This is a genomic window from Thioalkalivibrio sp. AKL17, from assembly GCF_000377885.1.
Lineage (GTDB): Bacteria > Pseudomonadota > Gammaproteobacteria > Ectothiorhodospirales > Ectothiorhodospiraceae > Thioalkalivibrio > Thioalkalivibrio halophilus.
This window is the reverse complement of record NZ_KB898766.1, coordinates 1-17220: the sequence shown is the minus strand read 5'-3', so window position 1 is coordinate 17220 and position 17220 is coordinate 1. Positions and strand designations below refer to the sequence as shown.

Below are 17220 nucleotides of genomic sequence, written 5' to 3'. Positions count from 1 at the left end.
CCTCAGCCGCTGCCGTCACCCGTGGGGACATCGCAGCGATTGAGCAGATCGAAGTGCTCGATCCCCTCGAGGATGCCGCGCGCGTGCGTGGCGCGGGCAAAGCAGATCCGCTTGAAGCCACGCAGAGACTGCAGTTCGGGCTGGTGGTTACCCACCACCACGCCCAGCAGGCGCCCGCGCAGCATGTCCTCGTCGTTGCCCGAATCGCCGGCGACCAGTACATGCTCCAGCGGGATGCCCCACTTGTCGGCGAAGTAGCGCACCGCCAGGCCCTTGGAGGCCCGCACCGGCAGCAGATCCAGGAAGCGCTCGTGGGAATAGATCACGTGGGCATGCAGATCGGCCCGGTACAACCGGGTCTCGATGGTTTCCACGTCGAGGGTGCCGGGCGGTTCGACGAAATAGCTGACCTTGTGCGAGCGCTGGTCAATGTCCGGCTGGGGCACCAGCCCGGGCTCGCCGTCCAGTTCCTCGCGCAGGCGATCGGGTTCCCAGCGATGGCTGATATGCCGGGCCCAGCCACGATCCGGGGTCTGTTCGGACCCGTAGTGGATCTCGCTGCCCACCGAGGTGATCCAGACGTCGGGCATCGGCACGCCGTGTTCCTCCAGCACCGCGGCGGCGGAATCGATGCGGCGCCCGGTGGCCACGCCGAAGGCGACCCGCTTGCGGTTGCGCCGCAGCCAGGCGACAAAGGCCCGGGTCGCCTTCGTGTCGCCCAGCAGGGTGTTGTCGATATCGGTAATCACCGCGCGGTCCACGTTCGCCAGCCGGCCGGATACCTGGCGCTGTTCGTGCCGCACCTGGCGCACCTCGCGCGACAGCGAGCGCAGCAGGCGAACGTATTTCTCCGCATGGCCGTCCCAGGAATAGTGCTTGCGCACGCCCTTGAGCCCGTCCCGCGAGTAGCGCTGCCAGCGCGGCCGGTCGGCCAGGATCGCCTGGATGGCGTCGGCGATGCCTTCGGGATCCTGCGGGTCGATCAGCAGTCCGTTGTGGCAGCGCGAGATAATCTCCTCCGGGCCGCCGTCGTTGGTGGCCACGATGGGCGCACCGCTGGCCGCCGCCTCGATCAGGGTCAGGCCGAACGGCTCGGTCAGCGCCGGGTTCACGAACACCCCGCGGGTGGACGCGACCAGGCGATAGAGATCCGGCACGTCATCCGATCCGTGGTGCTTGGGACAGGCCACCTTGCCATACAGGTCGTGGCGGTCGATGCGCAGCAGGAGATCGGTCAGGACCTCACGCGCGCCCTTTTCCAGATCGCGGATGTCGTCGCGGTTACCGGCCACGATCAGCAGATTGGCGTTCTCGCGCAGCCATTCGTTACCGGCATAGGCATCCACCAGGCCGCGGATGTTCTTGCGCTCGTCGGCGCGCGACAGCGCCATGATCAGCGGCCGGTCGGGCTTTTGCAGGAAACGCCGGATCTCGGGCCAGATCGGCGGTTTGCGCTCACCGCGTTTCGGCGGGTGGAAGCGTTCGAGGTCGGTCCCCGGCGGGATCACCTCCATGCGCTCGGGCTGGTAGTTGTCGTAGGTGGCGTACTGCTCGTCCACCTCCTGGCGGGTGCTGGCGATCACCCGGTGGGCGTGCGCCAGGGCCTCCTCCTCGGCATGGATACGGGTGGAGATGTTGTAGCGTGATTCGATGTCCTTCTCGGACAGGCCGCTCTCGCGCAGGCGCTCCCGCTTGACCCGCCCCAGCGAGTGCCCGGTCTGCAGCATGGGCACGCCCAGCAGATTGGACAGCCGCACCGCGACTTGCCCGGCATCGGCATAATGACCGTGGATCACGTCCGGGCGCAGCCCGACCCGCCGGATGTGCGCCAGGGCGTTGTCGGCGAAGCAGTCGAGATACGGCCAGAGCTTTTCCTTGCGCAGGTAGCGCTTCGGGCCGCTGTCCAGGCGCACGATATGGGCACCATCGCCCAGATCCTCCACCGGTTCGGCATAGTCATCGTCGACCCGGCTGTCGACCACGCGCCGGGTCAGCAGGTCCACCCGCCCCACCTGCGGGTGCCGCGCCAGGGCGCGGGCAAGCTCGACCACGTAAAGGGTCTGGCCGCCGGTATCGGCGTCGCGTCCGAGTTCCAGGTTTTCGCCCCGGATGAGGCCATGCACGCTGATCAGAACAAGATAAAGGCCTTCGCCCTGACGGGCCTTGCTCTGAGTCTTTTTCATGGGGTCTCCGGCTCCGGACTGTCGAACAGTGACAGGGTTTCGGGGTTATCGATCATCGCCTGGGACAGCAGCACCGCGGTCGCCGACCAGGTCTGGCGATAGTTCGCCCGGCGCCCGATCAGGCGGCCATGGCGCCCGTCATAGTATTCCGGCCAGTCATCCCGGTGGAGCCGCTCGGCCGCCACCGCATGCACGCTGCGGGCGAGATCCGGCCGCCCGACGCGCATCGCCGCCCCGGTAAAGGCCCACAGCAGCGCCGGCCAGTTGCCGCCGTTGTGATACGACCAGGGGGTATTCTTCGGGTCGGACCCGGTGAGCAGGCGCCATTCCTCGCCCATCATCGCGGGGTAGCAGATCTTGACCGGCATGGTACCGATCAGGTCCTCGAACCGCTGCTCGAAGGTCTGCATGATCAGGCGTGACTCGTGTTCGTCCGCCAGCCCGAACAGCACCGCCAGCAGATTGCCGAAACTGAAGAAACGGAAATCCATGCGCCCCGGCCCCAGGTTGCCGACCAGATAACCACTCTCCGAGGGGATCCAGTCCACCAGCCAGTCGGGGATGCTCTCGGGATAGATGTTGAGCGCGTTCTCGGATTCGTGGCCGAAATGCTCGGTGCGATAGCGATGGATGGCGTTCAGCCGCTCCAGGTCCAGCCAGTAGTAGTGGCGGATATAGTCGGCCAGCTGGCGGGCACGGATCGCGGACTGTTCACACAGCTGCTCGGAATCGGTATCGCAGGGCTCCAGCATCGCCAGCGCGGCCTTGAGCATGCCGTAGAACAGCGCCTGGATCTCCAGCGGATGCCCGTAGACCCCCATGCGCCGGTCGATCATGAAACTGCCGTCCGGCACCAGCAGGGTCGGGAAGACCTCGAAGCGGTCCTGCAGGCAGATGCTGAGGATCAACCGGATGCCGCGCTGCACGTCCGGCGACTTGATGAACTCGTGGTCACCGGTCCGGTTCTGGTAGGCCCGCGCCAGCAGCACCCACCACATCATCGAGTCTACCGGAGCCACGCGGCCGATCGCGCGGTCACCAAAATCGGCGGCCAGGGTCTCGCGCCCCTTCGGGTCGGTCACCACGCGGAAGCTGGCCGGCATCACCCGCGGCAGGCGCCGGTGACCCTCGATCTCCTCCTGGGTATCGCGGATGCGCAGGATCAGGCCGAGGAAATCGCGCACCACCTCGGGTTCGTCGTGCAGCAGATACACCAGCCCGGATGGCACGAAGTCGCGGATGAAGCAGTCGGCATAGTTTTCCGCCGGGGCGCGGCTGTCGAGGCTGGCCACCGTGCCAACGGTGCGCCCCTGATAGCGCACCTCGGCATCGCGCAGCAGCTGGGCGGCCGCTTCCAGCGTGGGATTGCGGGCATCATGCGGCAGAGTCGTCATGGTCCTCAGTTTAGTGAAGCCCGGTCCAATGTGCACATGGACGCCTCCACAACCCGCAGGAGGTCGGCCCCCTGCCGAGCGGACACCCATCGACACCCCGTAGGAGGCCGGCCCTCCGGCCGATGTCGGCGGGAGGTCGGCCTCAGCCGTCGAGGCACCGGATGGGCCTGATCGGCGAGAGGGCCGGCCTCCTACGGCACCTCGGGATCGGGATGCACCGGTGCCGGTGGCTCGGCCGCCGGGCGCGCGAACAGAAAGCCCTGACAGTAATCGACCCGATCACGCAGCCAGCGCCATTCACCCGCAGTCTCGACCCCTTCGGCCACGATACGGATGTCCAGCTCGCGCGCCAGTTCGATGATCTTGCCGAGGATCTTCTGCTGATATTCGTCGGCGTCGATGCCGCGGACCAGCTCGCGGTCGATCTTCACGAAGTCCGGTCGCAGCTGCGACAGCAGGTTGAGCGACGCATAGCCCGCGCCGAGATCATCCAGGGCGACCCGGAAACCGGCGTTGCGATAGCGATCGATAATGCGCCGCAGGTGTTCGGTGTCGGTAATCTGGTCACTCTCGATCACCTCGAACACGAAGCCCGCGGGGGCGGGTACATCCGGTGCGATGCCGCGGATCTCGCGCACCGTCGTTTCGAGGCAGAACGCCGGGTCGTAGATCGCGGTGGGATTGAAGTTGATGAACAGCTGGTCGCGGATTCCGCGCTCGGTCGCACGGCGGATCGCATTGATACGCGCCGCGCGATCGAGATGGAACATCATCTCCGCCGCCCGTGCCTGATCGAACAGGATGTTCGGCGGGATCACCCCCCCCGCCGGCGAGCTGGCCCGCACCAGCGCCTCCCAGGCGAACACCTGATCCGGCCGGGCCGCATGCACGATGGGCTGAAAATGAAAGTCCAGGGCATCGCTGGCGAGTATGGCCGCCAGATCGCGCGCATTGTGCCGGGCGATCAGCGTGGACAGCAGATGCGTATCCTGCAGGTGCTCCACGCCGAAGCGTTCGCCGTCGGGGACGAAGGTCGCGCGGCACCCGTTCTGCTCCGAATGGCTCAGGGCCTCGTCGAGACGCGACAGGGTCGCCCCCAGGTCGTGCTCCGGATCCACGGCCACCGCCAGGATCCCCGAAGCCGGTTCGCTGCAGGGGAAGCGCTCCTCGATCAGCCGCTGGCGCAGAGTGGCACGGGTATGCGCCAGCACCGGCGCAAGGTAGAGAGTCCCCGCACCGGTCGGAAGGACGTTGATGCGTTCACAGTCCGGACAGCTCAATATGGTCTCCTCGCCCGTGGCCATTCGCTTCGCTGGTGGAACCGGCTCGCAAGATAACACTAATTTCCGCGGAGGCACCGACATGACCGACCACCCGCATCCCGACACCCCCGTCGACGAAGACGAACTGCGCCGGCGCCTCACCCCGGAGCAGTATCGCATCGCCCGCCAGGCGGGCACCGAGCCGCCGTTCACCGGCGAATACCACGACCACAAGGCCTCCGGTCGTTATCACTGCGCGGTGTGCGGCGCTGCGCTGTTCGACAGCACGACGAAATTCGATTCCGGCAGCGGGTGGCCCAGCTACACCGCGCCGGTCACCGCCGAGGCCGTTTCCGAACACCGCGACGCCTCGCTGGGCATGGAACGGACCGAAGTACGCTGCGCCGCCTGCGACTCGCACCTGGGGCATGTCTTTCCGGACGGTCCGCCGCCCACGGGACTGCGCTACTGCATCAATTCCGCGGTCCTGGCATTCCAGCCACGCAAAGGAAACGGCCCGGAGTAGAAACCACACGCTGAAGTGTCTAGAGTGGGAGCAGTCGACCTTTCATGGAGCAGTTCGCCATGTTTTTCAAGCCCTCTCGCCTTACTCTCGCCCTGTTCTCCGCCGGCCTGCTGGCACTCTCCGGTCAGGCTGCCGCCAGCACCGGAGACACCGCAGAGCCCGGTGACATGGAACTCGATCCCGAGGCCGAGGGGTACGAACCGCCGGGACGCTCCATCTATTTCTACGTGGACGCCCTGGATCTCGAGGAACTGGCGGCGAAATACGCCCGCGACGAGATCCACGTCATCGACGTACGCACGCGCTACGAATACGACACCCTGCGTATCGACGGCGCACGGCACGTGAGCATCGACGACGAGGACTTCGTCGACAAGGTGCTCGAGATCCACGAAGAGGACCCGGACAAGCCGGTCGCCTTCTACTGCCGGGGCCATACCTGCTTCATGAGCTACCAGGCCGTGGAACGCATGAAGGCCGCCGGCTTCGACGACGCCATGGCCATGGATTACGGCATCTTCGACTGGGCCGAGAATTACCCCGAGGACACCGCCCTGTTCGGGGAGGCGCCGATCGAACGGGCCGATCTGATCGATTTCAACGAATTCCGCGAGCGCCTGTTGCCGCCGATGGAGTTCTCCGAGCGCGCGCAGCGCGACAATGCCCGGGTGCTGGACATCCGGCGCCCGTTCGAACAGGACCAGGTCGGTCTGTTCCTCAATTCCGAGACCAACATCCCGGCGGGGGACACCGAAGCCCTGGAGGATTACCTGGAACAGGCCCGCGACTCCGACGCCCCGCTGCTCGTGTATGACATCACCGGGCACGAAATCAAGGCGTTCCAGTACACCCTGGAAGAATACGGGATCGAGGATTACTACTTCATGGAAGGCGGTTTCAAGGGCTTCCAGGAGGAAGTGCTGCAATAGCCCCGCTTCCGGGTAGCGCACCGACCAGGCCATCCGGTGCCCCGACGACCGGGGGCCGGCCCACCGCCGACATCGGCCGGAGGGCCGGCCTCCTACCAACCGGGCACCCATCGACACCCCCCTTGTAGGAGGCGAGCCCCCTCGCCGATCCGGCCCAACCGATGCCCCGACGACCGGGACCGGCCCACCGCCGACATCGGCCGGGGGGCTGGCCTCCTGCCGATCCGCCCCGGGATCCCGGCCCGCAGGGAAGACAAGCACCCTCGAAATACTGCAAACTGCGTCACATAATTGTGGCCAGTCGCCGTCCGCGACCGGCGCAACGGGCCCATTACCCGATCGGACACCCACACATGAAAGGACTGCTCGGCCGCTTCCGGGACCGCACCCCCCGATGCCTGGGTCTTGCCTGCCACGACCGGGGCTTCGGGCTCGCGCGGGTCGAACCGGATGCGGCGTACTGCGACACCCACGAGGACCCGGACGCCCTGGAACAGACCGTCCGCCGCCAGCGGCTGGGCCGCCATTCCGCGCATCTCGTCCTGGACGAGGGGACCTTCCGTCTGTTGCCCACGGAGCAGCCCGATGTCCCGGAAGCAGAACGGCGCGAAGCGATCCGCTGGCAGGTCGCGGACCTGGTCGACTTCGACGTCACCCACGCGGTCATCGATTTCTGCCCGATGGGCGACGGGGTCAGCCACCACGGAAAACCCATGGTGTTCGCGGCCGTAGCCCCGGCGGACCACGTGCGCCGGGCCATTCACTCGGTGCGCCGGGCCGGCCTGCGCGTGGCCAGCGTCGGGCTCCCGGAACTCGCCCTGCGCAATCTTGCGGCACGACTGCCCGAGGCAGTCAGCGGCCTGGTGCTCCTGTACGCGCGAGCCCGCTCCGCCACCATCCTGCTGGTGTACGGCACCCACCTGTTCGTGGCGCGGCACGTGGACGTGGCCATCGATGACGACGGCGCTGGCGGCCCGGACACGCTGCTGCTGGAGATCCAGCGTGCGCTGGACTACTACGACGGCCACTTCGCCCTGCCGCCGATCCGGAACCTGGCGGTGATGGGGGACATGCCGGTGGAGGACGAGGCCCTCGGTTACCTGAGCAGCCAGCTCCGGATGGAAGCCCGCTGGATCCCGCTGAGCCGCTTTGCGGAGGGCCTGCCGGCAGGCGGAGCCGGCTGCGCCCGCGCACTGGGCGCGGCGTTCGGCCCACCGGGGCCATCTCCCGCCCCGCCCCCGGAAAACGCTGCCGGAGGCGGCTGACATGCACCAGAGCCTCGACCTGTATCGGGAAGAACTCGACCTCCGCCGCGAATGGCCACCGCGTTGGCGCCTGCTGCTCCTGTTCGCGGTCTCGCTGCTGCTGGGTCTGTTCCTGTGGACAGTGGAATACCGGGCGGCACAGGAACGCGCCGAGGAGCTGGCCTCGGCACGCGCAGAACAGCAGGCGGCCGAGGAACGCCTGATGGAACTCCGGGACCTGCGCGACACACCCGAGGTTCGTTCGGAACAGGCCGCCGCGGAACGGGCCGAACTTCGCCGCGAACAACTGGCGGAAGCCGAGGCGCTGCTGCAGGCCCGTCTGGACCAGGCCCGTGCCTCCGCCCCGGCGGAACCCCTGACCGGTCTGGCCCGGGCGGCGGCCCGCCCCGAGGCCACGAACATCTGGATCGAGCGCATGCATATCGACGGCGACACCGGCGAACTCGCGATCGAGGGCCGCGCCCTGCGGGCCGATGACCTGCCGCCCTATCTGGAAGTACTCGGAGAAACGGGCGCACACGAGGGCGAGCCCGAGTTCGAACTGCACGCCGGGGAAGACACGCTGAGGTTCGTCTTCCGGCCCGGGAGGACACCCCGTTGAAGATGCCCGTCGCAGCCGCCCTGGAGTCGCTGGATACACGCGTTCGCGCGCTCTCCGGGCGCGAACGCCTGCTGCTTTACGGCGCCGTGCTGCTGACGCCGTTCCTGCTGATCTTTCAGTTCGCGGTGGTCCCTCAGGAGCAGCGCCTGGCAGAGCTCGACGAGCGCATCGAACAGACCCGTACCGACACCCGGACCCTGCTGGAACAGACCGGCGAGATCGCCGTACAGGACGACCCGCTGCAGATGTTCCGGCAACGCGAACGCGAGGCACGGGAACAGGCTGCGGAGATCGAACAGCGCCTGCAGACCGCCGCGCAGGATCTCCTCGGCCCCGACCGCACCGCACGACTGCTGCGCGAACTGCTGGCGGAGCGCGGGAACATCCGGCTGGACACCCTGGTTCGCCGCAGTCCCGAAACCATGACGCGCGGAGAGGATTCCGGCATCCGCATCCGCAGCCACCGCATCGAGCTGGCGATGACCGGCGACTACCTGAGCCTCCTGCGTTACATACGCCATCTGGAGGCAATGCCGGTGCTGTGGCTGTGGGGCGACACCGAACTGACCCTGGTGGATGGCACGCCCCGGCTGCGCCTAGCAATGGACGCCATGGACCTGGACGGGCTGGAGGACACGCCATGAATCGGTGCTCCCTCCTGATGCCGGCGATCCTCGCCTGCGGGCTTTTCCCGGCCTGGGGGGCCTCTTCCGCTGTGGCGGAAGAACTGGCCGACCCCACCCGACTGCCCGCAGTACTCACCGCGCCCGAGCCGGCTGCCGTCCCGGACCCCGCTCCCGACGCCGCCGAAGCCCGCGAAGAACCCGACACCCGCCTCGCGGAGCTCCGTGTCATCATGGTGCGGCTGCAGGGCGACCGGAACGTGGCCCGGGTTCAAGACCCGGATGGCCGCGAGAGTGAGGTGCATATCGGCGATACGGTCGACCGCGCCGAGATCCTGCACATCGAACCCCGGGGTATCGTGGTTCGCACCACCGATGGCGAAGAGCACCGTCTGTCCGTTACCCCCCCTGTCGAAATGGAACTCAGGAGACACCCATGATCCGGCTCCCGGCCCTGCCCTGGCTGCTGCTCACCCCCGCCATCGCCTTCCTCGGCGGCTGCGCCGCCCCCGGCGAACTGGGCTCGGATGCACGCGATCGCACCCAGCAGAGCCTGGAGGACATGGAACGGCCGGTGCCCCGGCCCATCCCGACACCGCCCCCGGAACCGGCGGCCCGCGACACCGGGGAGCCGCCGCTCGCGGAGCCCGACATCCCCCCCGACGAGCCGGTGTTCGACCTGCGCGTGGAGGATGCCGAGGCCCGCGGATTCTTCTACACGCTGGTGGAGGACACCGCCTACGGCATGGTCGTGCACCCCGACGTGGAGGGCCGCATCAGCCTGCAGCTCAATGCCGTGACCGTGCCGGAGATCCTGGAGATCGTCGAGGAGACCCACGGCTACGCGATCACCCGCCGCGGCTCCACCTTTCGCGTCGGGCCCGCCGGCCTGCAGACCCGCACCTTTTTCGTGGACTACCTGAACGTCAACCGCGAGGGTCAGACCGGTCTGCAAGTCAGCGCCGGACAGCTCGCCGCCGACGAGGACGAGCCGGAGACCTCGGGGACGACCATCCGCACCAGTTCCGAATCGCATTTCTGGGGTGACCTGCGTGACTCCCTGGAGATGCTGGTGCTGGGCGAAGAAGGCAACGACCGCGAGGGCCGCCGGGTGGTGGCCAGCCCCAACACTGGCGTGATCGCCGTGCGTGCGCGCCCGGACGAACTCCGCGACGTGGCCGGGTTCCTCGACGCCGTGCAGGAATCCGCGCAGCGTCAGGTCATCCTCGAGGCCAAGATCGTCGAAGTGGCGCTCGGATCGGAATTCGAGGCCGGGATCAACTGGTCACGCCTCAACCAGATCGCCGGCGGCGAACTGCGGATCGGGCAGGCCAGCCCCGGATCCCTGGCGGATTCGCGGCGGACGCCGATCGAGGGCGACATCGGGACCATCGGCGAGGTCACCGGAGGCCAGTTCGAGGCCCTGGGCGGTATCCTGACCGCGGCCTACAGCGGTACCGGGTTCAACGCCTTTCTCGACCTGCTGGAAACCCAGGGGGACCTCACCGTCCTGTCCAGCCCGCGGGTCTCCACCGTCAACAACCAGAAGGCGGTGATCAAGGTCGGGGACGACAGCACCTACATCACCGATTTCCAGCTGCGTACCGAGAGCACGGGGACCGGCGACGCCCGCACCGACCGCCTGCTTCCGGATCCCACGTTCTCCCCGCTGTTCGACGGCGTGGCCCTGGACGTCACGCCCCAGGTCGCCGGCAGCGGCGACGTCATCCTCCACGTCCAGCCGAGCGTCAGCGAGGTGCGCGAACAGGTCACCAGCTTCCGCTTCGACGGCCGGGAATACTCGTTCCCGCTGGCCAGCTCGTCCATCCGCGAATCGGACAGCGTGGTGCGCGCCGAGAACGGTCAGGTCATCGTGATCGGCGGGCTGATGCAGGACACCACCGAGGAGATCATCGCCAGCACGCCCCTGCTGAGCGACCTGCCGGTACTGGGGGGCCTGTTCCGCCACACCCGCCAGGAGCAGCGCAAGAACGAACTGGTCATCCTGCTGCGCCCCGTGGTGGTCGACGACGACGGCGAGGCCTGGGAAGACGAGATCCGGCGCAGCCGCGAGCGTATGCGCGACTGGGAAGGCGTGGACCACCGCACCCTGGAGATGTAACAACCCTCAGTCGGAATACCCCCAGCCGGAGCCGCCTTCTTCGGCATGGGGGCACCAGGCATCCAGCGTCGACTCCCCGTCACAGTCATCGCTGCTGAGATCTTCATCCAGCGCACCCGCTACGTAGACGCAGGCGTCGTAGTCGCGAGCCTGCCCGCTGGTGTCTTCCGCCGACTCCCAGTACACGTTCCCTCTGAAATCAGGTGTCCCTTGCAGGGATACGCCATCAGCAAGACATACCTCGCCTTCAATGGTCCAGTTCCCGACCCCTGTCAGCCGCACGTTCTCGCCCACATACATGTTCTGAAACGTGGCACCACCTTGTCCCGGATCAATGTCATCGTCATCAAATGCACAGTCCCATTCACCTGCATCCTCATGGTCCTCGGCGCATTCGGAGGGCGGACCCGCGCCTCCGGCCGCAGCGAGGTTTACGCAGATGTTGTGCACGGCGGGGGCATCTTCCTCGACTTCGGCGCCGGCCCAGCCGCGCACCCGGGAACGATTGTCCCCCCCGCATCCGGCGTCGCCGGGCGGGGTGCAGTAAAACCATGCCCCTTCCCCGGCCCCGGACGGGGCCTCGTCACACGAAAGCCCGCCCTCGCTGATGCGCAGGATCCCGCTCTGGGCCGCGAACAGGGCCTTTTCCCCCAGCACGCGGTCGGCGCCGGTGGCCGCACCGGAACCCACCAGCGACGCGGCCCCCACGGCGATGGCGGCCACCAGCACCACCAGCAGCAGGGCCACCAGCAGCAGGCTGCCGCGCTGGCCGCGCGGGATCGCGGGCGCGTTTTCAGCGCCGGTGATAGGCATGGGTCTGCGCGACATAGCCACTCTCGGTCTCCAGTTCCAGGGCGTACAGGCGGCCGACATCGGTCGGCGTGCAGTCGAACCGGTCCACAGGATCCTCGGGGGTGCCCGCCAGCAGCACGCCGTTCAGCTCCAGCCGCCCGTTGGTTCGCACGTATTCGAGGTCGCCGCCATTGAGGGTCAAAGAACCTGCCGCGCAATCATCCACGCTCACTGCTCCGCGAAGATCCCGCGCCATACGATCCAGCGCCGCTCCGGACTCCATCTGGGTATCGGTCAGCTCGCGCGTGACGAAGATCGCCTCCACGGCCCCGCCCAGGAAGCGCGCGGCGGCCACGCCGATCACCCCGAGGATGATCAGCACCAGCACCAGCTCCAGCAGCGTGAACCCGCGGCGGCGCATCATCCATCGTCCTCGCGCGGGAACTGCAGGAACAGCACGGGCATGCCGCCGCCGGCCCGGCGGATCTCGACCTGGCTGAGCGGGTTGTCCTCCGGGACATCCGCCGCGGGTATCACCCGACATGAAACCTCCAGGTCCACGTCGTCCCGACAGGCGCCGGCCAGCACGTCGGCCCCCGCGGAATCCTCCTCGGCCCAGGCATCCGGGTCATCGCTGATTCCGCACTGCGTCTGCAGATCCAGCCCCGGTCCATCGTGGACCGCCAGCAGGGCCTCGCCGCAGCCGCGTGCCTCGCGCGCGTACTGCTCCGCGTCCTCGGTGCCCGCCACGCCGGTCAGCAGGGCGAAGGTCCCGGCCAGCCCGGCCATCGCCACCGCGATGATCACCAGCGCCACCACGAGCTCGATCAGGGTCAGGCCGCGGAAGCGATGTCCGGCGGCGCGCGCTCCGGTCCCCGGTCGATCGATCATTCAGCACCCCCCTCGTTCGACGGCCCCGGTGAGCGCCCGCACACAAACCGTGCGCGATTCCCCGCCACCGGCGAGGCTCAGAGGCACGTCAGCGTCCGGATCCAGCGCACCGAAGGGATAGCGAAACTCGAAGCCGGAACCCGAGACGGACACGCCCGAGATATTGCGCGGGCCGCTCAGGCTGGCGACCAGACAGTTACGGGCGCCGTCCATGGTCCACTGCCCCCCGTTGAAATCCACCGCCACGGCCCGGTTATGCCCGCAGACCATGGCTCCGGCGCGCGCCTGGCGCAGATCGCCGACCAGCTGGTCCTCCGCGGCCTGCAGGTCGGGCGCGGACCCCAGCAAGCCGGCCGGGATCCGCGGGATGGCCACCACGGCCAGCACGCCGAGCACCAGCAGCACGAGCACCAGCTCGAACAGGGTGAATCCGGCCATCGGGGCGGGCGGCGGACGCGGGCTCATGCAAGACTCGAATTGCGACGGATATCTCGGAATATAACAGGAGAATAGCCGACAGGCGCGCACGCCGGAGGCCACGGAGGAGGTCACTCCCGGGAGACCGCAAGGTTGTCGCAGCGCCCGGGTTTGGGCAACCTGTCACGGATTCGCCGTCCCAATGCCGCACCGGGCGGCCTTACGAGGAAGCTCCATGCGTTTTTTCCGCAAGCCGGAATCCGGCGACCAGGACCGGCCGCCCCGCGAATCCGACACGCCCTCCGACACCGGAGCGGCGACCAGGGCGCCGGCCCCTCGCCGCACGCGCAGCCTGGGCGAGACCCTGGTCGATACCGGGGTCATCACCGAGGAACAGCTGCAGCAGGCCCTGGACGAACAGCGCGATTCCGGCCGCAAGCTGGGGCGTGTCCTCACGGACATGGGTCTTTGCACCCAGGAGGACATTGCCGGGGCGCTGCAGGAACAGATGCGCCGCATCCGCATCGGTGATCTGCTGATCGACTACGGGTACATCGACGAGAGCCAGCTGGAACAGGCGCTCAAGCGGCAGAAGGAGAGCGGACGCAAGCTGGGGCAGGTGCTGGTGGACATGGAACTGGTCGACCGTCACCGGATCGTCGAGGTGCTGGCCGACCAGCTGCAGGTCCCGCAGGTCGACCTGCGGCGCTACCAGTTCGACCCGGAAGTCGCGCGCAAGCTTCCCGAGACCCTGGCTCGACGCCTGCGCGCCCTGCCCTTGTCCGAGGGTCGCGACGGCATCCTGGTGGCCATGGCCGATCCCACCGACCTGTTCGCCCAGGACGAAATCACCCGCCAGCTCGGCCAGCGCCCGCAGATCGCGGTGGTCGCCGAAGACGACCTGCTGGCCACCCTGGACCGGGTCTTCCGCCATACCGAGGCGATCTCGCGGGTCGCCGAGGAGCTGTCCGAGGAGCTCTCGCGCAGCGACTACGACCTCGACCAGCTGGTGGAGGCGGAGATGAAGGTGGACGCCCCGGTGGTCCGCCTGCTGCAGACCCTGTTCGAGGACGCCATCCAGACCGGCGCCTCGGACATCCACATCGAACCCGACGACCGGGTGCTGCGCGTGCGCCAGCGCATCGACGGCGTGCTGCACGAACACGAGTTCAAGGAGCGCCAGATCGCCGGGGCCCTGGTCTCGCGCCTGAAGATCATGGCCGGGCTCAACATCTCCGAGCGGCGCCTGCCACAGGACGGCCGCTTCAACATCCGCGTGCGCGACCGTTCCATCGACGTCCGCGTGTCCACCCTGCCGCTGCAGAACGGCGAATCCGTGGTCATGCGCCTGCTCGACCAGTCCACCGGCGTGCTGTCACTGGACAGCCTGGGCATGCCGGAGCACGTGCTGGAACCGCTGCGGCGCCTGCTGCGCGACCCGCACGGGGTGATCCTGGTAACCGGCCCCACCGGTTCCGGCAAGACCACCACGCTGTACTCCGCCCTGCGCGAGCTCAACGATCCGGAGAAGAAGATCATCACCGTCGAGGACCCGGTGGAATATCGCCTGCCCCGGATCTGCCAGGTGCAGGTGAACGCGCGTATCGGGCTGGACTTCCCCCGCGTCCTGCGCACCGCCCTGCGCCAGGACCCGGACATCGTGCTGGTCGGCGAGATGCGCGACCAGGAGACCGCGGAGATCGGCGTACGCGCGGCGCTCACCGGCCATCTGGTGCTGTCCACACTGCACACCAACGACGCCATCTCCACTCCTATCCGCCTGCTGGACATGGGCGTGGAAGGGTACCTGCTGGCGCCCTCGGTCATCGGCGTGCTGGCCCAGCGCCTGGCGCGCCGGGTCTGCCCGGAGTGCGCCGAGCCCCACGAACCGGACCCGCGCATGCTGGCCGCGCTGGAACCGCTGGACGACCGCCCGCAGGCCCCCGCGCGCTGGCAGCGCGGCACCGGCTGCAACCGCTGCAACAACACCGGGGTTTCCGGCCGGATCGGCATCTACGAACTGCTGGAAATCGACGGCGACATGGCCGCCGCGCTGCGCACCAACGACCATCAGGGCTTCGCCGACGCCGCGCGCCTGGCGCGCGGTTTCCGCCCGCTGGGGCAGGTGGCCCTGGACTATGCCCGCCAGGGACTGATCCCGCTGGACGAGGTGCTGCGCATCGCCGGCGAATCCGCCCGCCTGGATGATGACATCGGCAACCCGGGGGCCACGGGGGCCGCGCAGGGCACGGAACCGGAGACGGACACCCCGGCCCCGCCGACCGAGGAAGGCCCCGACTTCGGCGACGACGATCCGGGCCTGGTCCTGCCGGACGCCCCGCTGCGGGAGTGAGCCGCCATGCCCCTGTTCGACTACCGCATCCGTACGCCGGACGGCCGCACCGAAAGCGGACGGGCAGAGGCGGAGAACGCCGCCGCACTGGCCCGGCGGCTGAACGCCGGCGGCACCCCGCCGGTAGGGATCGAATCGGTCACCGATCCCTCCGGCGAAGGGACAGGCGCGGGCCTGCGCATGCGGGGCGGGCGCCCGCGCCACGAGGATCTGGAACTCTTCTGTCGTCAGATGCACAGCCTGACCCGCGCCGGCGTGCCCATCGTCCGGGGGCTGCAGGGCATCGCCGAGACCACCCACAACGCCCGCCTCTCCGCCGCCCTGCGCGGCATCGCCGAATCGCTGGAGGCCGGCCGTGAACTACACGCGGCCATGCGCGAGCATTCCGCCGTCTTCCCCGCGCTGCTGATCAACATGGTGCGCATGGGCGAGGACACCGGGCGCATGGAAGAGACCTTCGAGCAGCTCAGCTTCTACCTGGAACGCGAACGCGAGACCCGCCAGCAGATCAAGCAGGCCACCCGCTACCCGATCTTCGTGCTGACCGCCATCCTCGCCGCCATTGCGATCATCAACGTGGTGGTCATCCCCGCCTTCGCCGGCATGTTCGAGCGCTTCGATGCCGAGCTGCCGCTGCCCACCCGCATCCTGATGGCCACCTCGGCGTTCACCCTGGACTACTGGGCGTGGATGCTCGGGGGCATGGTGGCCGCGGTCCTCGGGTTCCGCCAGTACACCCGCAGCGGTGACGGCCGCCTGTGGTGGGACCGGATCAAGCTGCGCCTGCCGGTGATCGGGTCCATCCTGGAACGGGCCCTGCTGGCGCGTTTCGCCCGCGCCCTGACCATGGCCACACGCTCCGGCGTGCCAATCCTGGAGGGCCTGGACTCCATCGGCCGCGCCGTGGACAACGCCTGGGTCGCCGATCGCGTGGTCCACATGCGCGAGGCCCTGGAGCGCGGCGAGTCCCTGGGCCAGGCGGCCGCCGGCACCGGCCTGTTCACCCCGCTGGTGCTGCAGATGATCGCGGTCGGCGAGGAGACCGGCCAGGTCGACGACATGATGGAGGAGGTCGCCCGCTTCTACGAGCAGGAGGTCGACTACGAACTGAAGAACCTCTCCAGCGCCCTCGAGCCGATCCTCATCAGCATCGTGGGCGCGATGGTGCTGGTGCTCGCGCTTGCGATCTTCCTGCCCATGTGGGACCTGGCCGGCGCAGCCCTTTGACCGGGACTGTTGATGCGTGTCAAGTCGATTTCTGGAACTGCGTCACATTCGATGTTAGCTTTCCAATGAACGAACGGTGCGGAGACCGCCGCGCTGCCCATGCAAGGACATTTTTCCAGGGAGAAGCACCATGCATAACCCCGCCCGCCTTTCGCAGGCCCGCCATTCCCGCGGCTTTACCCTGATCGAACTGGTCATCGTGCTGATCATCATCGGCGTACTGGCCGCCGTCGCCGCCCCGCGCTTCATCGATTTTTCCGACGAGGCCGAAGAGCGCACGCTCCAGGCCCAGGCCAGCAACCTGAGTTCGGCCAACACGATCAACGTCGGGGCCTGCGCGATGGAGAACGATCAGTGTGTAACGATCACTGCATGTGGCGATGCAACGGGCCTGGTCGACGACTGGGATGGCAGTCAGTTCAACATCGCGGCTGACGGGTCCGGAGAAGCCTTCAGTCTGACCACCGCTTCCTCCGGTGACATCGGCGACCCGATCGACGACTGCGGCGTGACTGCAGCGCCCTGAACGGCTTTACCCCACCGGGGCCGGTCTCCTACCGTTTCCCAACCCCCGTAGGAGGCCAGCCCCCTGGCCGATCAAGCCCAACCGCTGCCCCGACGGCCGGGACCGACCC

General features: G+C 68.0%; 17 protein-coding genes. 10 read left to right on the top strand and 7 right to left on the bottom strand.

Features of this window, described 5'->3' with window-relative positions; genetic code table 11:
• Nucleotides 1-2: 2 nt before the first annotated feature.
• The 3 genes from D577_RS0106160 to D577_RS0106150 form a co-directional block, all read right to left on the bottom strand.
• Nucleotides 3-2183 carry an HAD-IIB family hydrolase gene (locus D577_RS0106160; RefSeq protein ID WP_018946655.1) on the bottom strand — a complete coding sequence of 727 codons (2181 nt, stop codon included), beginning with the start codon at nucleotides 2181-2183 and terminating at the stop codon, nucleotides 3-5.
• Complete coding sequence (locus D577_RS0106155) at nucleotides 2180-3577, bottom strand: glycoside hydrolase 100 family protein (protein ID WP_018946654.1); 1398 nt, start codon at nucleotides 3575-3577, stop codon at nucleotides 2180-2182. The genes D577_RS0106160 and D577_RS0106155 overlap by 4 nt, the downstream gene beginning before the upstream one ends.
• A 191-nt stretch (nucleotides 3578-3768) precedes the next feature.
• A complete protein-coding gene (locus D577_RS0106150) occupies nucleotides 3769-4857 on the bottom strand; it encodes an EAL domain-containing protein (RefSeq protein WP_018946653.1) in 1089 nt (362 codons plus the stop codon).
• Nucleotides 4858-4939: 82 nt separating this feature from the next.
• On the opposite strand from D577_RS0106150, the gene msrB reads away from it, so the two are divergent.
• From msrB to mshL, 7 genes are all read left to right on the top strand, one after another.
• Nucleotides 4940-5365, top strand: coding sequence for a peptide-methionine (R)-S-oxide reductase MsrB (gene msrB, locus D577_RS0106145; RefSeq protein ID WP_018946652.1), 426 nt, complete (start codon nucleotides 4940-4942; stop codon nucleotides 5363-5365).
• A 44-nt stretch (nucleotides 5366-5409) separates the two neighbouring features.
• On the top strand, nucleotides 5410-6294 hold the full coding sequence (locus D577_RS0106140) for a rhodanese-like domain-containing protein (protein ID WP_018946651.1): 885 nt from the start codon (nucleotides 5410-5412) through the stop codon (nucleotides 6292-6294).
• A gap of 353 nt (nucleotides 6295-6647) precedes the next feature.
• Nucleotides 6648-7559 carry a type IV pilus biogenesis protein PilM gene (gene pilM, locus D577_RS0106135; protein ID WP_018946650.1) on the top strand — a complete coding sequence of 304 codons (912 nt, stop codon included), beginning with the start codon at nucleotides 6648-6650 and terminating at the stop codon, nucleotides 7557-7559.
• 1 nt (nucleotide 7560) lies between these two features.
• On the top strand, nucleotides 7561-8160 hold the full coding sequence (locus D577_RS0106130; RefSeq protein ID WP_018946649.1) for a hypothetical protein: 600 nt from the start codon (nucleotides 7561-7563) through the stop codon (nucleotides 8158-8160).
• Between the two features lie 2 nt (nucleotides 8161-8162).
• On the top strand, nucleotides 8163-8804 hold the full coding sequence (locus tag D577_RS0106125; protein WP_038036088.1) for a hypothetical protein: 642 nt from the start codon (nucleotides 8163-8165) through the stop codon (nucleotides 8802-8804).
• Nucleotides 8801-9223, top strand: coding sequence for a hypothetical protein (locus D577_RS0106120; protein ID WP_018946647.1), 423 nt, complete (start codon nucleotides 8801-8803; stop codon nucleotides 9221-9223). The genes D577_RS0106125 and D577_RS0106120 overlap by 4 nt, the downstream gene beginning before the upstream one ends.
• The gene (gene mshL, locus D577_RS0106115) at nucleotides 9220-10905 is read left to right on the top strand and encodes a pilus (MSHA type) biogenesis protein MshL (RefSeq protein ID WP_018946646.1); all 1686 of its coding nucleotides are present in this window, start codon (nucleotides 9220-9222) and stop codon (nucleotides 10903-10905) included. Before D577_RS0106120 ends, mshL begins: the two co-directional genes overlap by 4 nt.
• Nucleotides 10906-10911: 6 nt before the next feature.
• On the opposite strand, the gene D577_RS14390 is transcribed toward mshL, so the two are convergent.
• From D577_RS14390 to D577_RS0106095, 4 genes are read right to left on the bottom strand one after another with little or no spacing between them, the layout of a single operon-like run.
• Complete coding sequence (locus tag D577_RS14390) at nucleotides 10912-11718, bottom strand: hypothetical protein (protein ID WP_018946645.1); 807 nt, start codon at nucleotides 11716-11718, stop codon at nucleotides 10912-10914.
• Nucleotides 11699-12121, bottom strand: a complete 423-nt coding sequence (locus D577_RS0106105; RefSeq protein WP_026288934.1) for a prepilin-type N-terminal cleavage/methylation domain-containing protein — start codon at nucleotides 12119-12121, stop codon at nucleotides 11699-11701. The genes D577_RS14390 and D577_RS0106105 overlap by 20 nt, the downstream gene beginning before the upstream one ends.
• On the bottom strand, nucleotides 12118-12588 hold the full coding sequence (locus tag D577_RS0106100) for a prepilin-type N-terminal cleavage/methylation domain-containing protein (RefSeq protein ID WP_018946643.1): 471 nt from the start codon (nucleotides 12586-12588) through the stop codon (nucleotides 12118-12120). Before D577_RS0106100 ends, D577_RS0106105 begins: the two co-directional genes overlap by 4 nt.
• A complete protein-coding gene (locus tag D577_RS0106095; protein WP_026288933.1) occupies nucleotides 12589-13053 on the bottom strand; it encodes a prepilin-type N-terminal cleavage/methylation domain-containing protein in 465 nt (154 codons plus the stop codon).
• A gap of 187 nt (nucleotides 13054-13240) precedes the next feature.
• Between D577_RS0106095 and D577_RS0106090 the strand changes: the two genes are divergently transcribed.
• From D577_RS0106090 to D577_RS0106080, 3 genes are all read left to right on the top strand, one after another.
• Entirely contained in the window at nucleotides 13241-15358 is a 2118-nt protein-coding gene (locus D577_RS0106090; protein WP_018946641.1) for a GspE/PulE family protein, read from the top strand.
• A gap of 6 nt (nucleotides 15359-15364) precedes the next feature.
• Complete coding sequence (locus D577_RS0106085; RefSeq protein ID WP_018946640.1) at nucleotides 15365-16585, top strand: type II secretion system F family protein; 1221 nt, start codon at nucleotides 15365-15367, stop codon at nucleotides 16583-16585.
• Nucleotides 16586-16715: 130 nt separating this feature from the next.
• The gene (locus D577_RS0106080) at nucleotides 16716-17111 is read left to right on the top strand and encodes a prepilin-type N-terminal cleavage/methylation domain-containing protein (RefSeq protein WP_018946639.1); all 396 of its coding nucleotides are present in this window, start codon (nucleotides 16716-16718) and stop codon (nucleotides 17109-17111) included.
• Nucleotides 17112-17220: the final 109 nt, after the last annotated feature.